Genomic DNA, 23797 nt, shown 5'->3' with positions numbered 1-23797 from the left:
TCGGGATGTCCCGGGTGATCTCCTCGGGGCCCAGCTTGGTGTCCCGGGCGTCGACCTCGTGCTCCTCGATGTGGATCGAGGAGAGCACGTCGTCCTGCACCAGGCGCTGGGACAGGATGATCGCGTCCTCGTAGTTGTGGCCCTCCCACGGCATGAACGCCACCAGGAGGTTCTTCCCCAGCGCCATCTCGCCGTTGTCCGTGCACGGGCCGTCGGCGACGACCTGGTTGACCTCCACCCGGTCGCCCTCGCGGACGATGGGCCTGTGGTTGAAGCAGGTGCCCTGGTTGGTGTGCCTGAACGTCGCCAGCCGATGCGTCGTGCTCGTGCCGTCGTCGTTCGCGATGCTGATGAGGTCGGCGGAGACCTCGTCCACCACGCCGGCCTTCCCGGCGCTGACCATGTCGCCGGTGTCGGTGGCGGCGCGGTACTCCATGCCGGTGCCGACCAGCGGCGCCTCGCTCCTGAGCAGCGGCACCGACTGGCGCATCATGTTCGCGCCCATGAGCGCGCGGTTGGCGTCGTCGTGCTCCAGGAACGGGATCATCGCGGTCGCCACCGACACCATCTGCCGCGGCGACACGTCCATGTAGTGCACTTCGCTGGAGCGAACGTACTCGAACTCGCCGCCCTTGGTGCGCACCAGCACCCGCTGCTCGGCGAACCCGCCGTCCGCCGCGAGCGGGGAGTTCGCCTGGGCGATCACGTACAGCTCTTCCTCGTCGGCGGTGAGGTAGTCGATCTGGTCGGTCACCTTCCCGTCCACGACCTTGCGGTAAGGGGTCTCGACGAAGCCGAAGGCGTTGAGCCGGGCGTAACAGGCGAAGTAGCCGATGAGGCCGATGTTCGGCCCTTCGGGCGTCTCGATCGGGCACATCCGGCCGTAGTGGGACGGGTGCACGTCGCGCATCTCGACGCCCGCCCGCTCGCGCGACAGACCGCCCGGACCCACGGCGGACAGGCGCCGCCGGTGCGTCAGCCCAGACAAGGGGTTGATCTGGTCCATGAACTGCGACAGCTGCGAGGTGCCGAAGAACTCCTTCATGGACGCCACCACCGGGCGGATGTTGATCAGGGTCTGCGGGGTGATCGCCTCGACGTCCTGGGTGGTCATCCGCTCGCGGACGACCCGCTCCATACGGGCCATTCCCAGCCGGACCTGGTTCTGGATCAGCTCGCCGACGTTGCGCACCCGCCGGTTGCCGAAGTGGTCGATGTCGTCGACCTCCAGGCGCCGGCCCTCCGCCGACGTCTCACCGGCGTGCAGCCGCACGAGGTACTCGACGGTCGCGACGATGTCGTCCTCGGTCAGGACGGTGACGTCGATGGCGGTGCTGAAACCGAGCTTCTTGTTGATCTTGTAGCGGCCGACCTTGGCGAGGTCGTAGCGCTTGGGGTTGAAGTAGAGGTTCTCCAGCAGGGTCTGCGCGGACTCCTTGGTCGGAGGCTCGCCCGGCCGCAGCTTGCGGTAGATGTCGAGCAGCGCGTCGCTCTGGCCGGTGGTGTGGTCCTTCTCCAGGGTGGCGCGCATCGACTCGTACTGGCCGAAACGCTCCAGGATCTGATCGGTGGTCCAGCCGAGCGCCTTGAGCAGCACGGTCACCGGCTGCTTGCGCTTGCGGTCGACGCGCACCCCGACGCTGTCGCGCTTGTCGATCTCGAACTCCAGCCACGCCCCGCGTGACGGGATCACCTTGCAGCTGTACAGGTCCTTGTCGCTGGTCTTGTCGGCCGTGCGATCGAAGTACACGCCCGGCGACCGGATGAGCTGGGAGATCACGACACGCTCGGTGCCGTTGACGACGAAGGTGCCCTTCGGGGTCATGAGCGGGAAGTCGCCCATGAACACCGTCTGGCTCTTGATCTCGCCGGTGGCGTTGTTGACGAACTCCGCCGTCACGAACATCGGGGCGGAGAAGGTCATGTCCTTGTCCTTGCACTCGTCGACCGAGTACTTGGGCGGCTCGAACCGGTGGTCCCGGAACGACAGGGACATGGTCCCGGAGAAGTCCTCGATGGGACTGAGCTCCTCGAAGACCTCTTGGAGGCCCGACTGGGCCGGGACGTCCCTGCGCCCGGCCTGGCGAGCCGCCTCGACCCGGGCCTTCCACCGCTCATTGCCGAGCAGCCAGTCGAACGACTGGGTCTGCGGGGCGAGAAGGTCGGGAACTTCGAGCGGTTCCTGGATCCGCGCGAAGGAAACGTGACGGGGACCGGTGGGGACGGCGGAGGTGTCGTGCGATGCTGCCAACAGATGTCCTTCCGAGGGGCGGCGGACTGACTACACGCACACCGGACGGCCCTCGCAACCTGAGCAGGCGGAGCGGGTCGTCAGAAAAGCAGCGTGAAAGCACGAGCGTACTCGCTCCAAGTGAATCTGTCCACGCTAACGCAGACCAGTCTCCCGGTCGCATTTTCATAGTGCCCGGCCGCACCCCGCTTGTCAATCCCCAACCGGTCGGCGTCGTTTCCCCCTTGCCCGGCCTACCTCCAGCCGAGGTCGTGGTCGGCCGGGAGTTCCTGCTGGAGGATGGGGGCGGCCTCGGTGACGGCGTGGATGCCGAGGACGCTGATGATGGCGAGGACCTCCATGATCTCGTCGGCGGTGGCGCGGTGGGTCAGGGCGGCACGGATGTGCTGGCGGACGCCCGGAGTGTAGAGGTGAGTGGCGGCGGCGTCCATGGCGATGTACACGAACTCCTTGACCTTGGGCGCCAGGCGGCCCTGGTCCAGGGGACCGAGGTCAGGCGCCGGTAGGAGTCGAGGAAGCGCGGGTCGAGCCGCAGGATGCTCTCCCAGGGGTCGCCCAAGGTACCGCGGAACGGATGAAGTCGCTTTTGATCTTCTGTTGGCTCGGGGGCGAGGGGCACGAGGAGGCCCTTCTGTGATCAGTCCGACGGGGTCCAGGCGCCGACGCCGCCGGTGCGGGTCACGGTGTTGACTCTGAAGGCCCCGCCGTCGGCGGAGACGACCTCGCCAGTCGCGTAGGAGGCGTCGTCGCTCAGGAGGAAGGCGACGACGGAGGCGATCACGTCGGGGGTTCCGACTCGGCGCATGGGGACGGTGCTGCATCGGCGGGTCATCGTCTGGAGGCGGGCGGGGTCGTCGGAGGAGGAGAAGACCGTGTTTGGAGGGCTGGTAGGGGACCTGGTCGTCGGCGCCGCGCGGGGCGGAGATCGACGCGGTGACGACCACGGCGCCGCCTGAGCCCTGGTTGCGGTAGCGGCGGCGGCTCCCCGGGCCGGGACTCGCCGTGCGCGCCGACGTGTCCGACTCCGGCGACACCGACTCCTACATCGCCGCCGCCGTCGAGCGGTTCGGCCGGGTTGACCTGCACCACCTCAACGCCGGCATCGTCGGCACCTTCAACCGGCTGCCCGAGGTCCGCGTCGAGGACTTCGACCGCGTCGTGGCGGTCAACCTGCGCGGGGCCTTCCTCGGCGTCCGCGCCGCCTTCCGCCAGTACGCCGCGCAGGGCGGCGGGGCGGGGCCATCGTGCTGACCGCGTCGATCGCGAGCCTGCGCGGTAGCCACGACCTGCTGCCGTACGAGTCGTCCAAGCACGGCGTGCTCGACGTCATGCGCGGCGGCGCCATGTACGGCGGCCCGCAGGGCGTGCGCGTCAACGCCGTCGCCCCGGGACTCGTCCCCACCGGCCTGTTCGCGGACGCGGCGGGACTCCCCGGCGCGGGCGACGACATCAGGCGGCGCGGCACCACCGTCCCGCAGCGGCGCACCGGCACCCCCGAGGAGGTCGCCGCGGCGGTGGCCTTCCTGCTCGGCCCGGACGCCTCTTACGTCAACGGCGAGGTCCTGTCCGTGGACGGCGGCTCCGCCTGGGTCAACACCGTCCGCCCCGGCGGCGGCGCGGGAGCGTGGGATCCCGCCGACGTGAACCGGAACGTGGCCGGGCCGCTGGCCGCGTTCGGCCTGGCCGCCCATCTCGGCTACGCCGACCAGATCAGCAACCGTGTAGTCGACGCCATCGGCGACATCGCCGGAGGCGTACGCCTGCAGGGAAAGCAGGAGGACTGAATGAGGATCATCCGAGGACGCGCCGCCGGAGCTACCTCCACCCTCAGGTCCGACACTTTCGCCGGCACCGTGTGGGCCGACCCGGTCCTGCCCGTCATCGACGGCACCACCATCAACGTCGTCACCTTCACCCCCGGCGCCAGGACCGACTGGCACGAGCACACGGGCGGCCAGATCCTTCAGGTCCTCACCGGCGAGGGCTGGGTCTGCGCCGCCGGCGGCCCCGCGCACCGCCTGCTCCCCGGCGACACCGTCTGGGTGCTTCCCGGCGAGCGCCACTGGCACGGCGCGACCGCGACCACCGTGATGACGCACACCGCCATCTCCCTCGGCCCCACCCACTGGTACGACGAGGTCGGCCCCGGGGGCTACGCCGCCGCCCACGACGAGGAGTCCCGATGAACGACACGCAGGACCGCGGCCGCTTCGAGGCGGGCCTGGCCATACGCAAGGAGGTGCTCGGTGCCGCCCACGTCGAGCGCCTCGCTCGCCGCGGTGAGCGACTTCAGCCGTCCTGTGCAGGAACTGGTCACCGAGTACTGCTGGGCGCGGTCTGGGCCAGGGAGGGCCTCGACCGGCGTACCCGCAGCCTGCTCAACCTGGCCATACTCACCACCCTGAACCGCGGGCACGAGCTGTCGGTGCACGTCCGCGGCGCGATCGCCAACGGCATCACCGAGTCGGAGATCCAGGAGGCGCTCCTGCAGACGGCCATCTACGCCGGCGTCCCCGCCGCGCTGGAGTCCTTCCGCATCGCCGAGCGCACCCTCGCGGAGCTGCGCGCCGAGGGGGTGACGATCCCCTGAACGCTCCCCTGAACGGCCCCCGGGACGGCCAACCGAACGGCACGCCACTGCCGCCCGGCGCCACGATCGGCTTCGTCGGCCTGGGCAATATAGGCCTGCCCATGGCCCGCCGTCTGATCACGGCCGGCTACCGCGTCAACGCCTACGACAGGTCCGAGAACGCGTCCAGCGCCTCGGCCGCGGCGGGCGGCACGACCGTGCCCGACGCCGCCACCACCGCCTGCGGTGCGGCGGACGTCGTCGGCCACCGGGTACTCCATCTCGGCCCCCCAGGCGCGGGCCGCGCGCTTAAGGCCCTGAACAACCTCATGTCGGCCACCCACCTCCTGCTCACCAGCGAGGCCATCCTCGCGGGTCAGCGCTTCGGCCTGGACCCGGCCACATGCTGGAAGCCGTCAACGGCTCCAGCGGCCGCGGCGCCTCCACCGAGCGCAAATGGCCCGACCACATCCTCCCGGAGACCTTCGACTCAGGATTCGCCCTGCGCCTGATGCTCAAGGACATGCGCATCGCCATAGAACTGGCCGAGGCCACCGGCGCCCCCCTGAGACTGGGCCGCGCCGCCACCGCCCTGTGATCCGACGCCGCCGACCACCTGCCGCCCACCGCCGACCACACCGAGATCGTCAAGCATCTGCGCCACCTGTTGGACGACCCTCAGCTCACCTGAATCCGGAACCGGGGCGTCGAGCCGTGCCTTATTCCGAGTCATCCCGTACGAGGTCGCGCCAACATGTTCCGGAGATGTCGACAGACGGCGAGCGATCGTCCGGACAAATATGCGTATCAGTGGCAAGAGGGCCAGAGCGAACTCTGGGAAGCCCTCTGGGGCGTCCGGCACGTTCATGAGTGCTCCCCGCCAGGAGGATCGAGCGCGGCGGTGGAGAGTCCCCGGGAGACCGATTCGGCCACCCGTCGCCCCTGCTCATGGACATCGCGAAGTTCTGTTTCGAAGGCGAAAAGCCCGCGCCACACTTGGCCGTACCGGCGTTGGTCGTCGAGGGGAAGTCGCGGTATCTGGGCGCGCCGGGCGTCGAAGCGGGGCACGCCGGACTGCGTACCACCTGTGGTCACCGCCGTGGTGCGAAGGAACCCTGCGAGGAAGTACGGGTCGAGCCGGTCGGGGTCCAGGCGCAGCAGCGTGAGTCGAGGGCCGAGGAGCAGGCCGGCGGCGTCGATCACCCTGGCCGCGACCTCGCGGTCACGGGTGGCGAGCACCACATCGCCCGGTTCGATGGCCACCCTGTTCTCCGGTCGCGTGCGGCTCACGGGGGGCTCGCCGCTGAACACCTGAGCGCTCTCAAGGACAGGTCTGCCTGAGCCGCCTATGTCGTATCGGCCCGACTGATGGAGGGAGAGCGCCCCGGTCCGCTCAAGTTCAGTGAGGGGAACCATCGGCATCTCACGGACCTGGCCGGGGATCGCGTCCGGCACGAGGGCGGCCAGATGTTCAAGCTTGCTGAGGAACGCCGCGCGTACCCCGGCGTAATCCTGCCCTGCCAGGCCCGCCGTGCCGACGTGCCGCACCGGGCTGATATCGATGTTCTCATCCATCAGGTCGATGATCGGCACCGTGCGGCTCTCGCCAGGCACATCCACGACGAGGTCGGGATCGCGGTGGAACGCCCGCCACCGCTCGACGACGGCGTCGAAGGTGGCCGGCTCGGCCACGGACATCAGCACTCGGGACGGCGTGGGGTCGTCCCACACCGGTTTGCGCAGCACCCAGACATGGACGGGAAGACCAATCCCCGGGGCTATCTTCGGCGGGAGGTGGATCACGGCCTGGATGGCGCCACGGCGGAGCAGGTTGCTGCGAATCCGGCGACCGGATCGCCGGTTCGCGGCGATCTCCGGCATGAGCATCACCGCCACACCCCCCGGCCGCAGATGCGCGAGCGCGTGCTGCACCCAGGCCAGTTCGGACTCTGACTTGGGCGGCAGGCCGTACTCCCAGCGCGGATCGTTCGCCAGCTCTTCATAGCCCCAGTTACGCTCGTTGAACGGCGGATGGCACACCACCGCGTCCACGATCACACCCGGCCAGGTGTCCTCCCGTAGAGAGTCCCCCGTCTTCACCACGCCGTCGACTCCAGCCAGCCCCAGCTGGGCCTGCCCCAGCCGGGCCAGTGCCCCCTCGTACTCCTGCCCGAACGCGCGCTCGGCCCCACTCGTCGCGGTCAGGAGCATCCCCAGCCCGCAGGCAGGGTCCATGACCGTCCGCACGTCAGGACCGGCAAGCCGCGCCATGAAAGCCGCCACCTCGGCGGGCGTCTCGGCAAGCCGCCGCGACTGGACGTCGGCGAAACGATCCAGCAGGAACCGGACGACTTCCATGGCGCCCTGTTCTTCGGCGTATTGCTTGATCAATTTCCACGTTGGCCGCGGGACCAGCTGCGACTTTGCCTGGCCGTGGAGCAACTCGGTCGCTTCCGCGACCACATCTCCAAGGCGCAGATCATCGGCCGCCATCCTGATCTGCTGCCAGACCCGCTCACGCAGGGGGAGTTCCTCGACCTTGCCCTGGCCGAGCAGCCACGCCTCGACGGCCCTGAGAGAGAAGGCCGGGCTGGTCGCCGTCCCACCGACCGGCTCGGGAAAGTCCTCGTACCGCCGCCGCCAGTTGCTCACGGCCGCCCGGCCGACACCCGCCATCCGCGCGATGTCAGCCGAGGTGATCGTCGCCTCGTCCTCGCTGATCGCCGGCCTCCTGGTCTTCCGCACCCGGCGTGTCCTCGCGCCGGTCTACCTGTGTGGAAGCAAACGTAGCTCAGGAGACTTTATCTACGGGATTACGGGTCGGAAACTCGTGTAAGCCATTCACGCACCACCGTCTGTCCCCTGACCACGGCCGCGCGGCCAGAGCGGGAAGAGCTCAGCCCCCAGACGTGCTCCGTCAACGAAGTGCGGCGCGACCGGCTTGGGGCGATCTCATGGCTTCGTCCTGATCACCCCTTCGCGCCGCTGATCTCTTGGTCGAGCTCGTGTTCGTCGAGAGCGTCCGAATGCCGGTCGGTGAGATCGTCCAACTGCCGAACGTAGGCGGTTTCGTCGCCCACCGGGTCATCACTGGCGCTTTCCGGCTCGGCCAGAGTCGGCAGCACGTACTCTTCGGTGAGTCGGGCGAGGTGCAGCGGCAAGGGAAGGGCCAGGGCGTCCAGGTAGTCCGGGGCTTGACGAAGCTGGTGGACGACGAGAGCGAGCCCTTCCGGGTCGTCACCCTCTCCGTTGTCCAGATCGTGCTCGTGACAGCCGAGCACGGCGATTTCCATCAGTGCCGGATTCCATGCTGGGACTCCGGTGTCGAGGGTGGACTCGCCTTTACGCTTGCCCTGGCGAAGCGGACGGGGTGCGAGCTTGTCGGCTTCGACGGCGGATGCCTTGAAGGTGCCGGCCTTTTCGGTGGTGCTGTAGAAGACGCGCCCCAGGGGCGTGCGGGCGTCGTCCGAATCCGTCCACAGGCTGGAGGGAAGTCCGTTCACTCCAGACGGCCGCTCGATACCCCACCACTGAGGTGTCTCGCGGCCGATCGTGCCACGCACCCTGACCAGCCGCAGATCCGGATCGAGGCGGCCGGCGGGCGCATGACCGGTTCGGAGCAGATCCGGGATCACCTTGCCGTCCTGCAGCCAGGTCCAGTGGCCGCGGCTGTTCTGTGCGTGGGTGAGAAGTAGCGTGGGGCGACCCCGCAGCGATCGGATCATCCGCTGGAGGACGCGCTCGGTCATCTGACGCTGCTCCTCGGCATTCCTCCGTTGGAGTGCGTAGGGACTGCCACGACCGACCTGCGGATCTTTGCTGATGGCCGCGTCGGCTGCCGGAGCCGAATCGCTACTGTCCGAATTGGAGTCGCCTACCAGGATCTCTGCCTGCCGAGTGAGCCGCAGCAGGAGCTTGGGATAGGGGATCCAAGTCCTCAGGTCGTCATCCCAGCCGGTGATCACAGCCTGTCCGGACCCACTGGCAACCGGGGTGACCAGCACGGCGACAGGGACGTGTGCGGGCAGTCTCGTCGGCCCGTCCGCACGGCGCTTGACCATCCACAGGGCGGCGTAACGCAGGCCTTCTGGTGCCCGCCTGTCCAGAGTGTGCTCGGGCAGGACCCGGACGCCCATCTGGCGCAGGCCGTCCAACCAACCCGAATAGGCCCGATGGTCGGCGTTGCTCTCGGAGTTGTATCCCTTCGCCTTCTTCGGTGCGAGAGCGAACTGGGTGAGGACCCCCGTGTCGGCGCAACCCAGGCGGATGGCGAACTTGGGATCGTCGAGAGGGGAAGGGAAGTCGGCCGGCCGGTCGATCTCCACCAGGGCCAGGGTGGGGACGTCCGGGTCGGCGCCGTCCTCGGCCAGGAACGAGGCGACCGCGGTACGACGCTCGCTGATGGCCCTGTGCAGGGACTCACGCCTACTCCGGCCGTGCGGGCTGACGCCGAGCGGGCCTGCGAGCCCGCCGATCAAGGGTAGGCAACGAAGCCGGACGTTGAGGTCCGGCATGCTCCATTGCAGAAGAGCTGCGCTGCCGGGCCTCGCTTCGTCAAAGACGTCCGAACCCGGACGGCCGCCGTCATCCGGCAGGTTGAGGGCTTTGATGAAGGCGGTGATGGCGGTGTCTCGCATCGCCGCGGTCTGCCAGAGCAGACGCACGTCGACGACGGATGCGCCGCCGTCGAGAGCTGTGTCGTCCGTGACCATGGCCCGGGCGGCGACGGTGAGGGCGGTACGCCGTGCGTCTGCGGCTCGAGCTTCTTCGACAGGCTTGTCCGCGCCCTGGGGCTTAGGGCGGACATTGCCGGGATTGTTGGACGATATTTTGCTCCGCCGCAGGTCGGGAGCCCGTACCAGCCCTTCGGGCAGTGCCTGCTCGGCCCACTCGATGATCTGTGACCGCTGGTGTGACATCAGTCCTGCCGCCACACCGTGCGCCCCCATGTGGTTGCTGTGTACCACTGCGGCGCGCACTCCGGGCCCGTCCCCGATCCACTTCTCGGGGGCGGTGAGCAGTTCGGCCACGTCGGGGAACGGACGGCCGAGCGCAAGTCCGCGGAGGATGCCCGCCGCGTCCAGGTGACGCCAGTCGTGCGCTTGCATGGCTCGATTCCACGAGAGGCCGGCCACCGCATAGCGTGCGCTCGCGGGGGCCCCGGGCAGCCAGGGGACGTCGGGGCGGAGGTAGACAGTGGTGGAATGGCCGTAGGGCAGGCGGAGTCGGCCATTCGCGACCGGATGAGTGGCCCAGCGCCGCAGCCCGAGGTGGATGTGGAGCCGCGGCTCTGGTGAGAACGGGACGGTGTGCAAGGTCACGTTCATCCGTACTGAGTACCACCAGACACGGCCACCGTCCTCATAGGGCAGGGGCTGCGAGATCAGTTCGGCGCCCTGCTGTCGGGGGCCACGGGGGACGGCTCGGAAGCGCAACCTGTCGGCCCCGGTGTCGTAAGGATCCAGCGCCATGATCCGGCGGGCGAGGTGGTCGGTGGCCAGCTGGAACTGCCGAGCCGCCGGAGCAGCCGTACCTCCGTCCGTCCGGCCGCATCCCAGAAGGTCGACCTCCATCTCCTCCCAGCGGGGTGGTTCGGCTCGCAGTTCGGCGAGAGTGGCCATGACCTGTGCACGCTGCTCCGGCTCGGAACTGAGACTGCGGACCCACGGTGTGAGCAGCCTCTGCAGGACGGAATCGGGCAGTGGGTGACGGACGCCCATGGGTACGTGCAGCCAGTGGCCGTTCTCCTTGCCGTCGCGCTCGGTGGGGCGACCGAGGACCACGAGGTCGGGAGCCAGGCTCTGCAGGAGCATGTCCATGCGCCACGTCGGTACGGTGCGATAGGAATCGGTGTCGGCCGGGCGTCCGGCGCGATAGAGGGCGAGCAGCGTGTCCTGCCAGTGTTCGGGGAACGGGAGGGCTTGGTAGCGGGCGCGGAGCGGCGGCGCGTCCGTTGCGAGCAGGTACGCCGAACGACGGATCTTGTCGTAGGTGAAACCCATGGGGAGGCTCCGAAGTGAGAGATGGGTCAGAGACGGCCGTCGGCGGTGAGGTTGCACAGCGCGTCGTACAGGGGCTGATAGAGCATCCGGACCAGTTCCGGATCGGCCGGGTCCGGGAAGGACATCGGGTCGGTGTCGGCGGCGAAGTATGGTGAGAGGACGGTTCGCAGCCCGGCCAGCAGACCGTCGGACGGGCGGAGGTCGTGGCCGGTCTGACCGGTGCCGGATCCTGGGGCGAGGGCGGCGGCGTACTTCGGTGCGAAGCTGGCGTCCACGAACACCACCCGGGCCGGGACGCCGCCACGGACGAGCCGGCCGATGACCTGCCAGATCGTGACCAGCTGATCCCAGGCGAAGGAGACCTTCTCCTCATGGCTCAGCCGCGAGTAGACGTACCGACGAGAGAGCAGCCTGCGCCACTCGCCGCGTCCGACATGCCGGAAGGCCAGGCCCGCATGGTCGAGATCGCCGGCCGTGGCGATCAACTCGCTGAATGTCCCGTGGTGAAGCCCCGGATGGTCGCGCACGAAGCGTGTGGCCCAGTCGTTGATGGCGAATACGGCGAGCGAGAGGTCGTCGGGCCGCGGGTGCGGACGGGCGAGGAAGAGCACTGTGCCGAACGCCGCGGTGCGCCGCGTGTTGAGGATGTTGTGCCCCCGCTCAATGGCCATCAGCGGCGCCACCAGCAGCTCGGCCTCCGGGTCCCCGGCGAACGAGGCCAGGTCGCCTCGGCGCACTGCGGTGGCGTGGCCCAGTCCGTCCGCGCCGAGGCCGCCGGCACGGACAGACTGGTCCAGCTCGGCGTCGTCGGCCGCCAGGACGCGTACCCGGCCGTGCCAGCGGTCGATCTCGTGCAGCAGGTCCGCGGCGGCGGTCGCTTCCCGATAGCTGCCTACGAGAAGCAAGGCCCTGCGACGGTCGTCGTCGCCGATCTGAGCCAGCTCCTCTTCCAGCGGGCTCGGCAGTCCACCTCGACGGGGTCGTCCCAGCCGTGACACCATCTGACGCAGCACGGCCGGGCGGACACTGAGATTCTGGCCGGACAGCCTCAGGGGTCTGCCGTTGTCGTCGTAGAGAAAACGTGTGCGGAACACGCTGCGGCGCACCGCGGCCACGGCACGGTCGTCCGGCTTGAGCACGGCGGTCACCGGGGCCAGGATGTGCGCACGGGGCGAAGTTCCCGCCCAGCTCGTACCGGACATGAGCAGCACGTGAGGCCCGTGGCGCCCGGCGCCCGGGTCGGCGCCGATCTCGGCGAGGGACAACAACAGCTCCCGTCCCACCCCGGCACACCGGAAAAATCGCAGGGTGCCGCTGCGCCGGCCCTCGAAGTCGCGTTCCGGTTCGTCGGGCAGGTACTGGAAGCCGAGAACGTTGCCCATCGGGGCCTCGGGAACGATGGGGAGGTAGTCCAGCGGCGGCCGGCGGGAAAGCTCGTTGTCGGTGGTGTCGAGGTTGAAGATGGCTTCGACCTGAGGCCACAGGAAGGTGACCTGGTCGAGCCGCTGGTGCAACGCGGCCAGGAGCAGAGTGAACTCCAGGCGCTTCGCGGTGCGTTCGAACCATGGTCCACTCCCGGGGACGGCGGCCGGATCCTGGTCGCCGCTGGGCCGGGGGACTCGTGGCGGCGGTGAGCCGTCCAGGAGGGGAGAGCCGTCGAGCAGCCGGTCCAGCACCGCCCGCACACGTTGGCGGGTGCCTTTCTCGTTCAGCGTGTGAAGCAGGTCGTGCGTCGCCCGCACCAGCCGGTCAGTGTCGGTGGCGTACGGGCCACGGTCGCCGAGCGGATCGTCCCGAAATGCGTCGAAGACGGCGACGACCTCGGTGCGGCGTCCGTCCCAGGGGGATTGCGCGGACGCGACTGCCGCACCGAGGTGCTCTGAATCGGGTGGATCGCCAGGGGCAAGGTCGTCGTCCTCGTAGAGGAGCCTTTCGTCGGGGACGCCCTCGGCCGGTCCGCCGGAGGCCGGGTACCACTCGGAGATCAGCTTGTCCTGCAGGGTCCAGGCGCTGAAGTAATCGATGTCGGCCCAGGTGCGCAGGTCCTCGTCACTGATCAGCATCGCGTACAGCCGGTTCGTCGCTACGCTAACGACGTCCAGCGAAGCGGCCCAGCGTTCCACTCCGCGCTCCGACAGCGGGAGCCGGCCCTGCCGCGCCAACTCGTTGATCTTACGGGTGTGCAACTGGTCGAGCCAGGACTCAGGCCCCTTGGTCACCAGCGTCGCGGACGGCGCGAACATCGCGTCTAGCTGCATCTGCACGCGGTCGGCCTCGTCCACGATGAGGATGTCGCTGCGCAGGCACGCGAGCTCGAGATAGCGCAGCCGCTCCTCGTTGAGGTGGTGCGGCACAGGGCTCTGTACGAGGCTGGCCGGGTTGGCCACCCAGATCAGCGCATCGACGAGCCCGCGAGAGGCGCTGTGGCGCGGGCACGCACTCCAGATGGGGCAGCCACGTCTGCCACCCAGCCTCTGCAGGTCCTCCGGCTCAGGATCGGGTGCCGAGGGGACCGCGGTAGGAGACAGTTGGGGGAGTGATAGCGGTACAGCGATGGTCTTCGGCCGCTTGGGGGGAGGAAAGAATCCCGTACAGGGTGCGTCGGCGTATCGGAGTGGTTGACTTGCCTCGGTGCCGCGCAGGGCGTCGACGACGCAGACGGTGCTCAGGTCGTCGAACGCCGGGTCGTCGTGCGCGAGCAGCGAGGTGAGCCCTCGGCCGGCGAGGCGACGGTGCAGGCGCTGGACGTGCGTCTCCCGGGTGGTGGAACCGGACACGGGGGCGGATGCCAGGCTGTGATTCCGAAAGAGGGCGACCAGCCGGAGCTGCTCGGCGACGTCGCCGACCACCAGGGTCGTGCGCAGCCCCCTCCGCGCTCCCCACACGGCGATCAGCGCCATCAGCGTGCTCTTGCCGGCACCCACCATCCCGACCAGGTGGGTCAGCCCGTCGAGCGTCAGTGCCTGGGAGGAAGTGAAGCCGTGCCCGTCGGGTGTACGGATATCCAGCCGCAGGTCTCTTAGCCGCCGCGCCCAGTCACCCCGTTCGAGGTTCGACCGCTCCTCTGTCCTGTCCATCCACTGGGCGGTTTCGGTCAGTTCGGCCAGCGGCACGCGCATCGGCCCGTCCGGCCCGCCGGCCTTCGGTCCGAGGCCATGGCCAGGGGCTGGAGCCGGTCGCAGGGACGTCGGCAGTTCGACCGAGGTGAGCCGACGACGCTCGAAGAAGCGGTTCGATCCGGGATCGGCCAGCGGCAGCACCGTGCGGGCGAAGTCGGGGAGCGCGGCGAGCGCGGCGTCGTAAAGATCGAAACGGTCGGCCGCGACGGTCGGCACCACCGCATGGGGTGAAGCGTCCTGCGATGTCAGGCGGTATGCCCGCAGCCGCTCGGGCAGGTCGAGGTAGGCGTTCAGACTTTGCAACCACATTCGGCGGCGGCGCAGGCTCCACAGCAGGTGCCGGGCGGAGGTCAGCATCCGTTGCTCCGCTTCTGTCCGGGCGATGCCTGCGGCCCGAGCGAAAGGGTAACCGCCGAGAAGCGTCCAGACGCCGTCGGCCGGACGCGCGGGATCGAGTCGTTCCAACAGGCGCAGACCAAGCTCCACTTGGCACAGCAGGGAGGACTTCACCCCGGGGTGGTTCTGGGGCCAGACGCGGCCCAGATCCTTGGCGAGCGACTTGTACCAGCCGTCGGCGTCACGCATGGCCGCGTCCCTTCGTGATCTTGCCGTCGAAGACGTGCTGGAGTCGGAACGCGGGCCCGGTGTCGCCGCGCAGTCGCGCGCGGGCGGCCGCGACCAGCTCTCGGTCGGTGAGCAGGGGGAGACCCTGGGCGGTGTCGGTGCGGTTCCGGGCGTAGACCTGGATGTAGTCGTGACGGGCGTCGACACGATGACCGGGCACCACCCAGCAGGCCTCGTTGTACGGCGGTTCGGTGCGAACAGCGGTGGCGGCTTGGCCGAGCAGAGCGGGCTGTGCCCAGTCTTTGACATCGATGGCCCAGGCCCAGCCGTCCGGGAACGTGACCCGCAGGTCATAGGCGTCGAAACCCGGCCACATCTCGACGGGCAGACGCAGAGCTTTCAAGCCCCGCTCCAGTTCGGCCTCGGCACGGCCCGGCCCCGTGACGAACTGCCGCAGCGGGCGCTCCAGCTGCCAGAGTCCCCCGACCTCGTCCACCGGAAGCTCGCGACCGGGCACTGGCGGGCCCTGCCGGCGGCAGCGGTCCCGCTCGCACCACCAGCCACCGTCTGCGAGCGGAGTGAGAAGCGTGAGGCAGCGGGCGCAGGTGACATACGCCCCGTGGGATCGATAGCCGTCGGGAACCGGTTTGTAGATGAGCTCGACCAAGCCGCGCACCGGGTCCAGGGTGAGGTCGGTGCTGACCTCGAACATGTCGGTGGTGGTGAGGACGGGCTTTTCCACCAGGAGCCGGCGGAAGGCCGTGTAGGACTCCGGCGACTCGCTCTCCCGGCACATGCGCAGGGCCTCCCGGATGATCGCGCGATCGTACTGTTCGGCCGCGCTGTCCCAGCCGCGGACCTTCCACTCCTGGCACAGCTGGCTGGGCTGGAGGGACACGGGATCGATCAGGTAGTCGCCCGGGCTGAAGGCGTCCGGTGGCAGGTCGAGCGGCCAGGCGTCCAGCGGACGGCTCCGGCACCATTCGAGTAGCTCGGAGAGGCTCGTCGGGGGATCGGCATCACGCAGCAGGCAGCTGAGCACCGTGCGGTCCAGGGCCCGTTGCGCTTCGGCCGGGTAGGGCAGCGTGAACGCCTCCAGGTCCGTGTTCTCGGCCAGGCGCATGACGGCGGTGGCGATGGTGTGCAGCAGCGGGACGCCGTCGTGCGCGGACCAGTCGGCAGGCGTCGGTGCCGCGAACCGGTGCGGTGACATGAGGACTCCTCAATAGGAAATGAAGATCAGCTCGAGGCGGCGGCGAGGTGGTTCTGGCCGGGACCGCACCATTCGAGGACCTCGCAGTCGGCACAGCGCCGAGTGCCGGGGAAGGGGTCGTATGAGACGTCCTGCTGCCAGGGGGCGGCCAGCTCGGAGATGACCTGCCGGGCCTCGTCCACGACCGTGGGCAGGCCGGGGTCCAGTTCTTCCAGGCCGCAATCGTCGGGATAGAGCAGTTCCAGCTCGACCCGGGAGCGGCGGAGATCACCCCCGAGCACTCCGGACGCGATCATGAGGACGGCGAGGGCTAACTGCGGGTAGGTTCGCATGAGCGTCCGCCCTTCCCGCAACGGGCTCGTGGCCGTCTTGACCTCACGCCAGATCCAGCCGCCCACGCTCGTGTAGACGAGGTCGGGGGTGGAGACGACCACGACGTCGAGCTCGGGGTCGTAGCAGGACAGCTGAGGTTGCACCCGCACCTGCTCCCGTGGCCCAAGCCCGTCCAGTGGACACAGGGACGCATGCTGGCTGATCATCCTGGCACCGATCTCGGCGATGTCGCCGCTGACGGTGTGGTCGCCCACGGACCAGCCACACGGGTCCGGCGGATCAGGCATCGATCGGCAGCCGTTCGGCGGGCGCCGCAGGTGTTGTTCATTCAACCAGGCGTCGACAGCCCGGCCGCGCTGGATTGCCGGATTCTCCGGGCGCTTCGAGCGGAGTTTGAGCTGCCGGCTGAGGTGGTACTTCGCCGGGCACTCGGCGTACATCCGTAGGTCGCTGACCGAAACCGTTCGCCGAGGCCGCGGGGTACCGGGCCTTGGAAGACCGAGCATCCCCGGCGTCCGATGCGGCCGGTCGCATGCCGCGAAGGCCTTGCACTCGACACAGCTCGCGCCCGGCACCGGCGCGGCGCCGTCCGCGGCACGCGACAGCACCGGTAAGGCATGCTCGGCGTAGCGCGCGCGGACCTCCTCCAAATCCCAGTCGAGCAGCACGAACGAGCTTCCGTCACCGCAGCCGACGTCGATGACACGCACCCGTTCGGGGCGGGCCAGGCGCGCGGCCGGCAGGTCGGGCTTGGGGCGATGATGCCGCCCGTACGCCGGGTCGCATGGGGTGCCGAAGGCCGCGTTGTACGCGGCGGCCGCCTTTTCCGCCGCCGGGCGATCGTGTTTGGCGGTGCTGAAGGACAGCAAACGAAGCTCGCGCACTGTGCCGTCCAGGGACACGTACCGCCGGCCCCATGCCGTCTGCTCGTAATGGGTGGCGCCACGTTGGTCGGGGGAACGAAGCTCGCGAAGGACCACCCATTGCTCGGGCACCGGGTAGGTCCGAGCGGCCCCGACGGCCTCCCGATGCTTCTGGTCCGACTCGCGCTTGGCGAGGTAGTTGCGAATCGCGGCGACCGTCCATTCGACCAATCCCGGGTGAGCCGGGGGTACGCCAGCTCGGCCGAAAGTGCCGGAGGTGTGACGGAGTCGCTCCAATACGTGCGCAAGTGGCTTGTATTGATGTTCAATGAGGTCTAGGGCGTCCATCAGCGGACCCAGCGGGAATCCCTGGAGCGGCTCGGAGAGACGGGGACGTCCTCCCGTAGCTGTGAGCCGAGGCCGTGCCTTGAGGGCGATGGCCACGGGGCAGTCACGCGGATCGTCCCGGAGCGCGGCTGAGCCGATGCGCACGAGCGAAACGTCGCCCGCGGTGCCCGCAGGCAGCGGAGAGAAGGTCAACGGTTTCACCTTGCGGCTCCTTTGAGGATACGACCGAATGGCCGGTTCCGATGGCCGCCGGTAGAGCGGCGGGTCAGCGCATCGCTAGAACAGCATGTCTCTGTGTACATAGTCAAGCGATTCTGCATCGCTGCTCTCAATTCACGGCTAGAGTGCCATCGTCACCGCCAACGAGGCGCGGCCGTGGCGCGCTGCACGTTGACAGTTGCCGAAGGGGAGGACGATGGAGCCAGGCGAGATGCTGCAAGGCCGCTACCGGCTCGTGGCACCGCTCGGGAAAGGCGGCATGGCCGAGGTCTGGAAGGCGGACGACGCCGAATATGATCGGCTAGTCGCGATCAAAATGGTGCGCCCGGCGAATGAGCTGGGCGACTACCTTGATACCGCTGACCACTTCCGTGACCGTGCCGAGCTGCACGGCAGGTTCCGCAGGGAGGGCGCGCTGCTGCGCGCGCTCGACCACTCGGGAATCCCCACCTGGTACGGGCAGGGCAACCACGGTGACCGGCCGTTCATCGTGATGGAATTCGTCGAGGGGGCGCCCTTGAACCGGTGGCACGAACGCCACCGCGTGCTCAGCCCCACCGTGGCCGTGGCGGTTGCCACGCAGATCGCGGACGCGCTCCAGTGCGCCCATGAGGCGCCGCTCGTGCACCGTGATCTCAAGCCGCAGAATGTGCTCCTCGCCAGCAACGGCACCGCCGTCCTCATCGACTTCGGCATCGCCATGCCGCTACGCCCTGACGCGACCCGTTACACCTTCAACGGCGCCACGCTGGGCAGCAGGGGATACATGGCCCCTGAACAGATCCTCGGCCGGCAGGTCACTCCGAAGACGGACCTCTACGCCTTCGGATGCCTGTTCTACGAGCTGCTCACCGGCCGCCCGCCGTTCATCGCCCAAGGGGAGCGGGGGATGACCGAACAACACCTCAACGATGCGCCACTGCCCGTCCAGGTGTTCTCGCCCAAGGTGCCCGACGTGGTGGCCGCGCTGGTCGAGCGCCTGCTGGAGAAGGACCCGCACCGCCGACCAACCCATGCGTCCGCGATCACCGAGGCGCTGCGACCGTTTCTTCCGGAAGCCGGTTCGTCTGCCCCTTCTCCTCGGCTGAACCCTGATCCCACCCAAATGTTCCGCGACCCCCTGGACCAGTCGCGGCGCTCACCGGACGGCCCCGAGCCGTCAGATCGGCGGCCTCCGACTGGGCGGCCGGGCAGGCGAAGAGACTGGGTCAGTTCAGCCTCCATTGTGGCCGACCTGGCCGCGGTCGAGCGCGAGCTGGCCGCCGGTGAGCCTGGTCCCGTCGTCCCGCGCCTGGTCGCCCTGCTGCCGGGCGCTCGGGGCCAGCTCGGATTCACGCTCACCATCCAGAAAGCTCGCATGCGGTGCGCCGACGGCCTTCAGATCATGTGCGCTTTCGGCCAGGCCAGAGAGCTCTATGAGCAGATGATCGCCGACCCTGGCCCCGCGGACGATGGCGAGCTTCAGGCCATGTGCTTGATCGCTCGTCTGGGGGTCGGCCAGTGCCGCATCCCGTTCGGCGAGACAGAGACCGCGCTCGATGATCTGGAAGAGGTGGTGATCGCCGTCCACAAGCTCCCTGTGGAGGCGAGGAAGCCTGTGGTGGCCCGGTGCGAGGAACTGGCCTTGGAACTGAGTGAACTCGGCTTGAAGGCGCTGGCCGAAGCCCTGCTAGCCCGGCTTCCGCCCCCGTGACTCCTGATCACTTCGCCGGGTCGAATGGTGCCTGCCCTGTGTTCGCAGGTCCTCGGGACGGACGGCTCACCACCTGCCCTCCCGGGCCGGGCGTCCGGCGGCCAGGCCGTCACTCAGCCCGTCCACCAGCGCCTTGCCTACAACCGCCGCTTCCCGCAGCGCCTCGTCGAAGGCGGCGATCCGCCGGAAGGTCTCGGCATAGGCCCGTTGCTCGGCGAGCGGCAGCATGAGCACCTGGAGCCGGCGGACGTCGATGCGCGCGGAAACGGATGCATGAGTGCCGGCCCGCCGCGCGTTGGCGGGAGCCCGCAGGCATCCGGCCACGAACCACGGGTCGAGTGCGGCAGGGTCGACGCGGAGCGCATACATCTGTGGCCCGAGGACGGTTGGAGCGTCGCTGTCGACCCATGCGCCGAACGCCCGGTGCACACCCGTGACGACGACGTCGTCCGGCACCGTCACAGTGAGGGCGTCGCCCGCCTCGCCCTCGGCCACTTCCTCGGCGGGCATCCATCCCGACGGATGGGCACCGAGCAGCACGTCCGGCACGGTGAACACCGGCACCGCACCCGGTGGCGCCTCACCACCGCGCACCCTGCCCTCAGGGGGTTGCTGGCCGGCGCGTAGGGTCAATGCCCCCCTCTTGACCAGGTCTCCCACGGTCACAGCGCCGGGCGCGGTGTCATTGCCGGCTCCGAGGTCGAGCCGGGATAGCATCGAGCCGAGATCACGCACCTCGTTCAGCAGAGTATTGAACCGCGTCCAGGAGCGGCGTAGGGCCAGACCGGCCGCACTGGCGGCGGCGGGCACGCGTCTCGCTGGGGTGAGATCCACCTCGTCGTCCAGCAGGTCGAGCACCGGCACCGAGACGACATCACACACCTCGTCCTCGCGGTCACTGTCGAAGTATGGGTCGCGGGAGGAAGAAGGGCCTTCGCCGTCCAGGTTGGCGCGGAGCGCGGTCAGCACATCGTCATGCAGGGCCGGCCAGTCGATACCGGGTCTTCCGCCGGAGGTGGCCGCCACTCCGCTCCGCTCGGATGCGGCGTCGACGAACAGTACGCTCGCGTCGGCGTCGACGACACCGTCTTCGGCCGGGGCACGCAGCACCCACAAATGTAGGGTGATGCCGTGCGGCGGTGCGCTGCCAGGAGGCAAGGCGATCACGGAGCGCAGGGCACCCGTCCGCAGCAGATTAGTGCGAATCCGGCGCCCGGCCTTGCGTGAAGCCACTCCGGGGGGAAGCAGCAGCACCGCCGTGCCTCCGGGGGCCAAACGGGCGAGCGCTAGTTGCACCCAGGCGAGCTCTGATTCGGTCCGCGGCGGCAGGCCGTAGGTCCAGCGGGGGTCAGCCGAGAGCTCCTCGTATCCCCAGTCACGTTCGTTGAACGGCGGATTGCACAGCACCACATCAGCGCGTGCATCACCGTGCGCTTCGGCCCGTAGCGCGTCGCCGGGCTGGACGTCCACCTGCTGATCGTCCTGCGTGGCTTTCGGTTCGTCCCTGAGGAGAGCGAGGGACAGGCGAGTGGCCGCCAAAGCGGCCATCGCCGCATCGGACTCCTGCCCAAGGAGCGTCAGGACAGCGCCGCCGTCCACTCGGACCTTCTCGCGCCAGCGCGTGGCCGCCGCTGCCAACAAGGATCCGACGCCGCACGCGGGATCTAGAACAGTTCGTATGAACCTCTCGTGGCCGTCCCGGAACAGCTCGACGATCTCGGTCATCAGTTCCGCTAGTGGCGCGGGCGTCGCGGGGATCTGCCGTACGTGCGTTTCCAGCCACCTGCGCAGCAGGAACTCGAAGGTCTCGTAGGAACCGTCCTGCCTCGCCACCTCCACGGCTTGGTCCACCAGCGCCCGTTGCGCCTCGCTCAGCTCACCGCCGAGTGAGGCAATCGACGTATAGCTGTCGGCGCTGGGTGAGGAGAGTCGGCCGGGGCTGAATCGCGAACCGGCGGCGACGATCGCCCGGCCCATCGCGTCCCGGTCCCCGAGCGCCTCGAACTGCGGCCACAACCGATCGCGCCCGCGAAATCCGGTGGGCAACTTGCCCTGCCGTCGTAGCCACCCCTCCACCTGGGGCAGAGCGAACTGCGGGCTGGTGTCCGTTCCGCCGACCGGCGCCGGAAAGCTCTCATGCCGCCGCCGCCAGTTGCTGACCGCGGCACGCCCCACTCCGGCGAGCCTCGCGATCTCCGCCAACGTGACGGAGACCGGCGCATCGACGGAATCAGGCATTGCACTCCTTGTACGGTCGTTGCACGACGCTGGGGATGATTTCGCGGTTCCGGCCGCGAGACGCGGAGTCCGGATCGCTGACCTCACGCTATCTGCGATGGGCGCGCCCCCGCCAGCATGCGAGTGGCATCGTTTGACTTTGTACACAGAGCTACTGGATGTGTGCGAATCGGCAGCGTGTGAAGAGGCGCCCCAAGGCCGGGCGGTGCTACCGCTGTCGGGTTGCCTCGCCTTTGTCTTTCACTCTTGGCAACAACGGTGTGGCCTACGTGGCTTTACAGTTAACAGCCGTGGATCGAGCCGAAGTCGCGGTACGCAGGCCGCAGCACACCGATGAGAAGACGCGAGTGGGTACGGTGCTGTCCCGTAGCGGCACTGTCGCCACGGTGCGCTGGGATGACGACGGGTCGGTTGAGGATGTACGGCTCGGTACGCAGACCCTCCTGGCGGTCGTCGGCACGCTGCGCCATAGGTCGCTTGTGGACCGCGCAGCGCTTGCCGAACGATTCACTGCTGACCCGCTCGGTTTCATCGTCGAATTCCTGCGCGAGTCCGGCAAAGCGCTCAAGGCCGTGGTGATCAAGGAACAACTCGTCGAACTAGGTCTTGAGAAGGTTGCTGTCGATAAGGCATGGGAGTCCGCACAGCCCAAGTTGTCCGCGTCGGCCGACGTCTACGTTCAAAAGATCGGCAAAGTGGGTGTCTACCGATGGGCCGGGCCCGCTGAAGAGGCAGCGGTCGACAAGGAGGCCGGTGAGGTTGCGCAGGCCCCCTCTTCGGAATCGGCGGAAGAGATCGCTCAGGCCGACGTTTCCTTCCCGGTCGAAGGCCAGGACGAAAAGGATGTAGCGGTGCAGTCGGCGGAGGCTTCCCCTTCATTGACGAGCACCCGGACACCATCCCGGCGTATGCACGGGCAAGACGTCTCCGCCAAGCGGATGCCTGCTCCCGATACGAGCACGCCCTTGGTCTCGACACCGTCTGTACGTGAGACCCTGGCCGAGATGCTGGGTGGCAAGCCGACGGATCCCCTGGAGTCGTATGCGGGCAGGCCGCTGCGCGCGGGGATCGGGCTGGGGAAGCTCGAGGACTCGGCGATCGACACCCTGCTGGCGACCGCTGACCGGCAAGAGTTTCAGCTGATACAGGCCCTCCTGTTGGCCGCTCCCAGACCGCTCGGCACCCTCGACACGCAGGAGGTTCTGGACCGTCTTGGTCCCGCGGTCCTCGACGCGATCGTACGGTCGGCGACGGAGGAACTCCGCAAGGCTCCCAAACCCCTGCCATCTATGCGCGTCGCCGCCGCATGGCTGATGAGGCGCGTCGCCTCCTCTCTGCGACTGCCGGACGTGGTGCCGTCCACCATCGCGGAGTTGGCGCTCCACCTGTCGGCGGATCCGCAGAAGTCCGAACTCGAAGCCTTGGACGTGGCCGGTCACTTGTTCGCCAGGGTGCTCCGGAAGCCGCTGAGCGGCCCCGTCGACATGGCTCTGCTCGCACGCGTCGTGCGCCCGTTGCCCCTGACCGACAACGGCGGCCGTGCGGCTCTCATGGCGGCTGTCGGCAGACTGAGCCCCGATGACATCGCCGAGGACCGGTGGTGGAGTGGGGTGACGGTGCAAGATCTCAGTGGGTGCGCCCAAGGCGCTCTCCGGCAGCTCCTATCATGTCCCACGGTCATCGGCAGGATCGTCGGGCCCCTCCTCGTAAGGGAACTGGCTGATGTTACGACGCGCACGAGATTGAGCATCTTCCTCGGCCTTCCGGCGGTGCTCGCCGAGCATCTTCCGGCGCCTTCCGTCGCCGACGCCTTCCGGCGGGTGGCGACTCAAGATCTGGTCGTGGAAGGGTGGGCAGACGCTCTGAGTGGCCGTGCGCGCCTTGAGGTCATGCGCCGTGAGCTCAGCAGGGCCGCGGATGAAGCCAGAGCCGCGATCGATCTGGCCGAGGCGGCCGAGCGCCGGGCCGGGGAGCTGGAGGAGCGGTGCGCGCGCTTGGAACAGGACCTGCGGGGCGCCCATGGGCACGCCATAGCGTTGCGCGGTGCCCAGGAGCGACAAGTCAAGATAGACGTGATCCGTGCCCTGGCCGACCTCGCGGCGGAGATCGAGGAACTGTCCGCCGGCGGGACGGATCCCGATCTCGTCGTGGAGCGGGTGCACGGCCTGGTCGGAGGCCAAGGACTGGAACCGATCGGCCGGGTCGGTGACGCAGCCGCCTTCGATCCAGCCCTGCACGAGCCCTTGGTGGGATTTCCTGAGCTCGGTACGCGGGTGAGGGTAATGCGTCCCGGTTATCGCTGGTCTTCCTCCGATGAGGAAGTGCTCCTGCAGAAGGCACTCATTGAGCCTACCTAAAAGCGACATACGTCGATAAATTCTCGCC

At 68.6% G+C, this 23797-nt stretch carries 15 protein-coding genes and 1 pseudogene; 7 read left to right on the top strand and 9 right to left on the bottom strand.

Annotated elements, in window-relative coordinates; genetic code table 11:
* The 3 genes from rpoB to ACFP1K_RS21530 form a co-directional block, all read right to left on the bottom strand.
* Window positions 1-2251, bottom strand: a 2251-nt coding sequence (gene rpoB, locus ACFP1K_RS21540) for a DNA-directed RNA polymerase subunit beta (protein ID WP_380756086.1), incomplete at its 3' end; no start/stop codon positions are given.
* Window positions 2252-2484: 233 nt separating this feature from the next.
* Entirely contained in the window at window positions 2485-2718 is a 234-nt protein-coding gene (locus tag ACFP1K_RS21535; protein ID WP_380756092.1) for a carboxymuconolactone decarboxylase family protein, read from the bottom strand.
* 170 nt (window positions 2719-2888) lie between these two features.
* Entirely contained in the window at window positions 2889-3083 is a 195-nt protein-coding gene (locus ACFP1K_RS21530; RefSeq protein WP_380756084.1) for an SDR family oxidoreductase, read from the bottom strand.
* Between the two features lie 170 nt (window positions 3084-3253).
* Here ACFP1K_RS21530 and ACFP1K_RS21525 point away from each other — a divergent pair, with 170 nt between their 5' ends.
* The 5 genes and pseudogenes from ACFP1K_RS21525 (at window position 3254) to ACFP1K_RS21505 (ending at window position 5418) form a co-directional block, all read left to right on the top strand.
* Window positions 3254-3502 carry an SDR family NAD(P)-dependent oxidoreductase gene (locus ACFP1K_RS21525; protein WP_380756082.1) on the top strand — a complete coding sequence of 83 codons (249 nt, stop codon included), beginning with the start codon at window positions 3254-3256 and terminating at the stop codon, window positions 3500-3502.
* Complete coding sequence (locus tag ACFP1K_RS21520; RefSeq protein WP_380756079.1) at window positions 3496-4035, top strand: SDR family NAD(P)-dependent oxidoreductase; 540 nt, start codon at window positions 3496-3498, stop codon at window positions 4033-4035. The genes ACFP1K_RS21525 and ACFP1K_RS21520 overlap by 7 nt, the downstream gene beginning before the upstream one ends.
* Entirely contained in the window at window positions 4036-4437 is a 402-nt protein-coding gene (locus ACFP1K_RS21515) for a cupin domain-containing protein (RefSeq protein WP_380756077.1), read from the top strand.
* Window positions 4434-4841, top strand: a complete 408-nt coding sequence (locus tag ACFP1K_RS21510) for a carboxymuconolactone decarboxylase family protein (protein ID WP_380756075.1) — start codon at window positions 4434-4436, stop codon at window positions 4839-4841. The genes ACFP1K_RS21515 and ACFP1K_RS21510 overlap by 4 nt, the downstream gene beginning before the upstream one ends.
* A gap of 101 nt (window positions 4842-4942) precedes the next feature.
* A pseudogene (locus ACFP1K_RS21505) lies at window positions 4943-5418 on the top strand (NAD-binding protein).
* A 266-nt stretch (window positions 5419-5684) separates the two neighbouring features.
* On the opposite strand, the gene ACFP1K_RS21500 reads toward ACFP1K_RS21505, so the two are convergent.
* The 5 genes from ACFP1K_RS21500 to ACFP1K_RS21480 all read right to left on the bottom strand — a co-directional run bounded on the left by ACFP1K_RS21500 (window position 5685) and on the right by ACFP1K_RS21480 (window position 17463).
* Window positions 5685-7565, bottom strand: a complete 1881-nt coding sequence (locus ACFP1K_RS21500; protein ID WP_380756073.1) for a class I SAM-dependent DNA methyltransferase — start codon at window positions 7563-7565, stop codon at window positions 5685-5687.
* A gap of 224 nt (window positions 7566-7789) precedes the next feature.
* Window positions 7790-10822 (bottom strand): pPIWI_RE module domain-containing protein, encoded by a 3033-nt coding sequence (locus ACFP1K_RS21495; protein ID WP_380756071.1) that lies wholly within the window; start codon window positions 10820-10822, stop codon window positions 7790-7792.
* A 26-nt stretch (window positions 10823-10848) separates the two neighbouring features.
* Window positions 10849-14526, bottom strand: a complete 3678-nt coding sequence (locus tag ACFP1K_RS21490; protein ID WP_380756069.1) for a pPIWI_RE_Z domain-containing protein — start codon at window positions 14524-14526, stop codon at window positions 10849-10851.
* Window positions 14519-15718 carry a pPIWI_RE_Y domain-containing protein gene (locus ACFP1K_RS21485; protein WP_380756067.1) on the bottom strand — a complete coding sequence of 400 codons (1200 nt, stop codon included), beginning with the start codon at window positions 15716-15718 and terminating at the stop codon, window positions 14519-14521. The genes ACFP1K_RS21490 and ACFP1K_RS21485 overlap by 8 nt, the downstream gene beginning before the upstream one ends.
* Before the next feature lie 26 nt (window positions 15719-15744).
* Window positions 15745-17463, bottom strand: a complete 1719-nt coding sequence (locus ACFP1K_RS21480) for a PD-(D/E)XK nuclease family protein (protein ID WP_380756065.1) — start codon at window positions 17461-17463, stop codon at window positions 15745-15747.
* Window positions 17464-17677: 214 nt separating this feature from the next.
* Here ACFP1K_RS21480 and ACFP1K_RS21475 point away from each other — a divergent pair, with 214 nt between their 5' ends.
* Window positions 17678-19174 carry a serine/threonine-protein kinase gene (locus ACFP1K_RS21475; RefSeq protein WP_380756063.1) on the top strand — a complete coding sequence of 499 codons (1497 nt, stop codon included), beginning with the start codon at window positions 17678-17680 and terminating at the stop codon, window positions 19172-19174.
* Between the two features lie 66 nt (window positions 19175-19240).
* On the opposite strand, the gene ACFP1K_RS21470 is transcribed toward ACFP1K_RS21475, so the two are convergent.
* Window positions 19241-21412: an N-6 DNA methylase gene (locus ACFP1K_RS21470; RefSeq protein WP_380756061.1), complete on the bottom strand. Its 2172-nt coding sequence runs from the start codon at window positions 21410-21412 to the stop codon at window positions 19241-19243.
* 290 nt (window positions 21413-21702) lie between these two features.
* Between ACFP1K_RS21470 and ACFP1K_RS21465 the strand changes: the two genes are divergently transcribed.
* Window positions 21703-23769 carry a hypothetical protein gene (locus tag ACFP1K_RS21465; protein WP_380756059.1) on the top strand — a complete coding sequence of 689 codons (2067 nt, stop codon included), beginning with the start codon at window positions 21703-21705 and terminating at the stop codon, window positions 23767-23769.
* Window positions 23770-23797: the final 28 nt, after the last annotated feature.

Origin of the sequence: Sphaerisporangium aureirubrum (assembly GCF_042658925.1) — a bacterium.
GTDB lineage: Bacteria > Actinomycetota > Actinomycetes > Streptosporangiales > Streptosporangiaceae > Sphaerisporangium > Sphaerisporangium aureirubrum.
The sequence above is the reverse complement of the archived record's forward strand: the minus strand, read 5'-3'. Positions and strand labels throughout refer to the sequence as shown.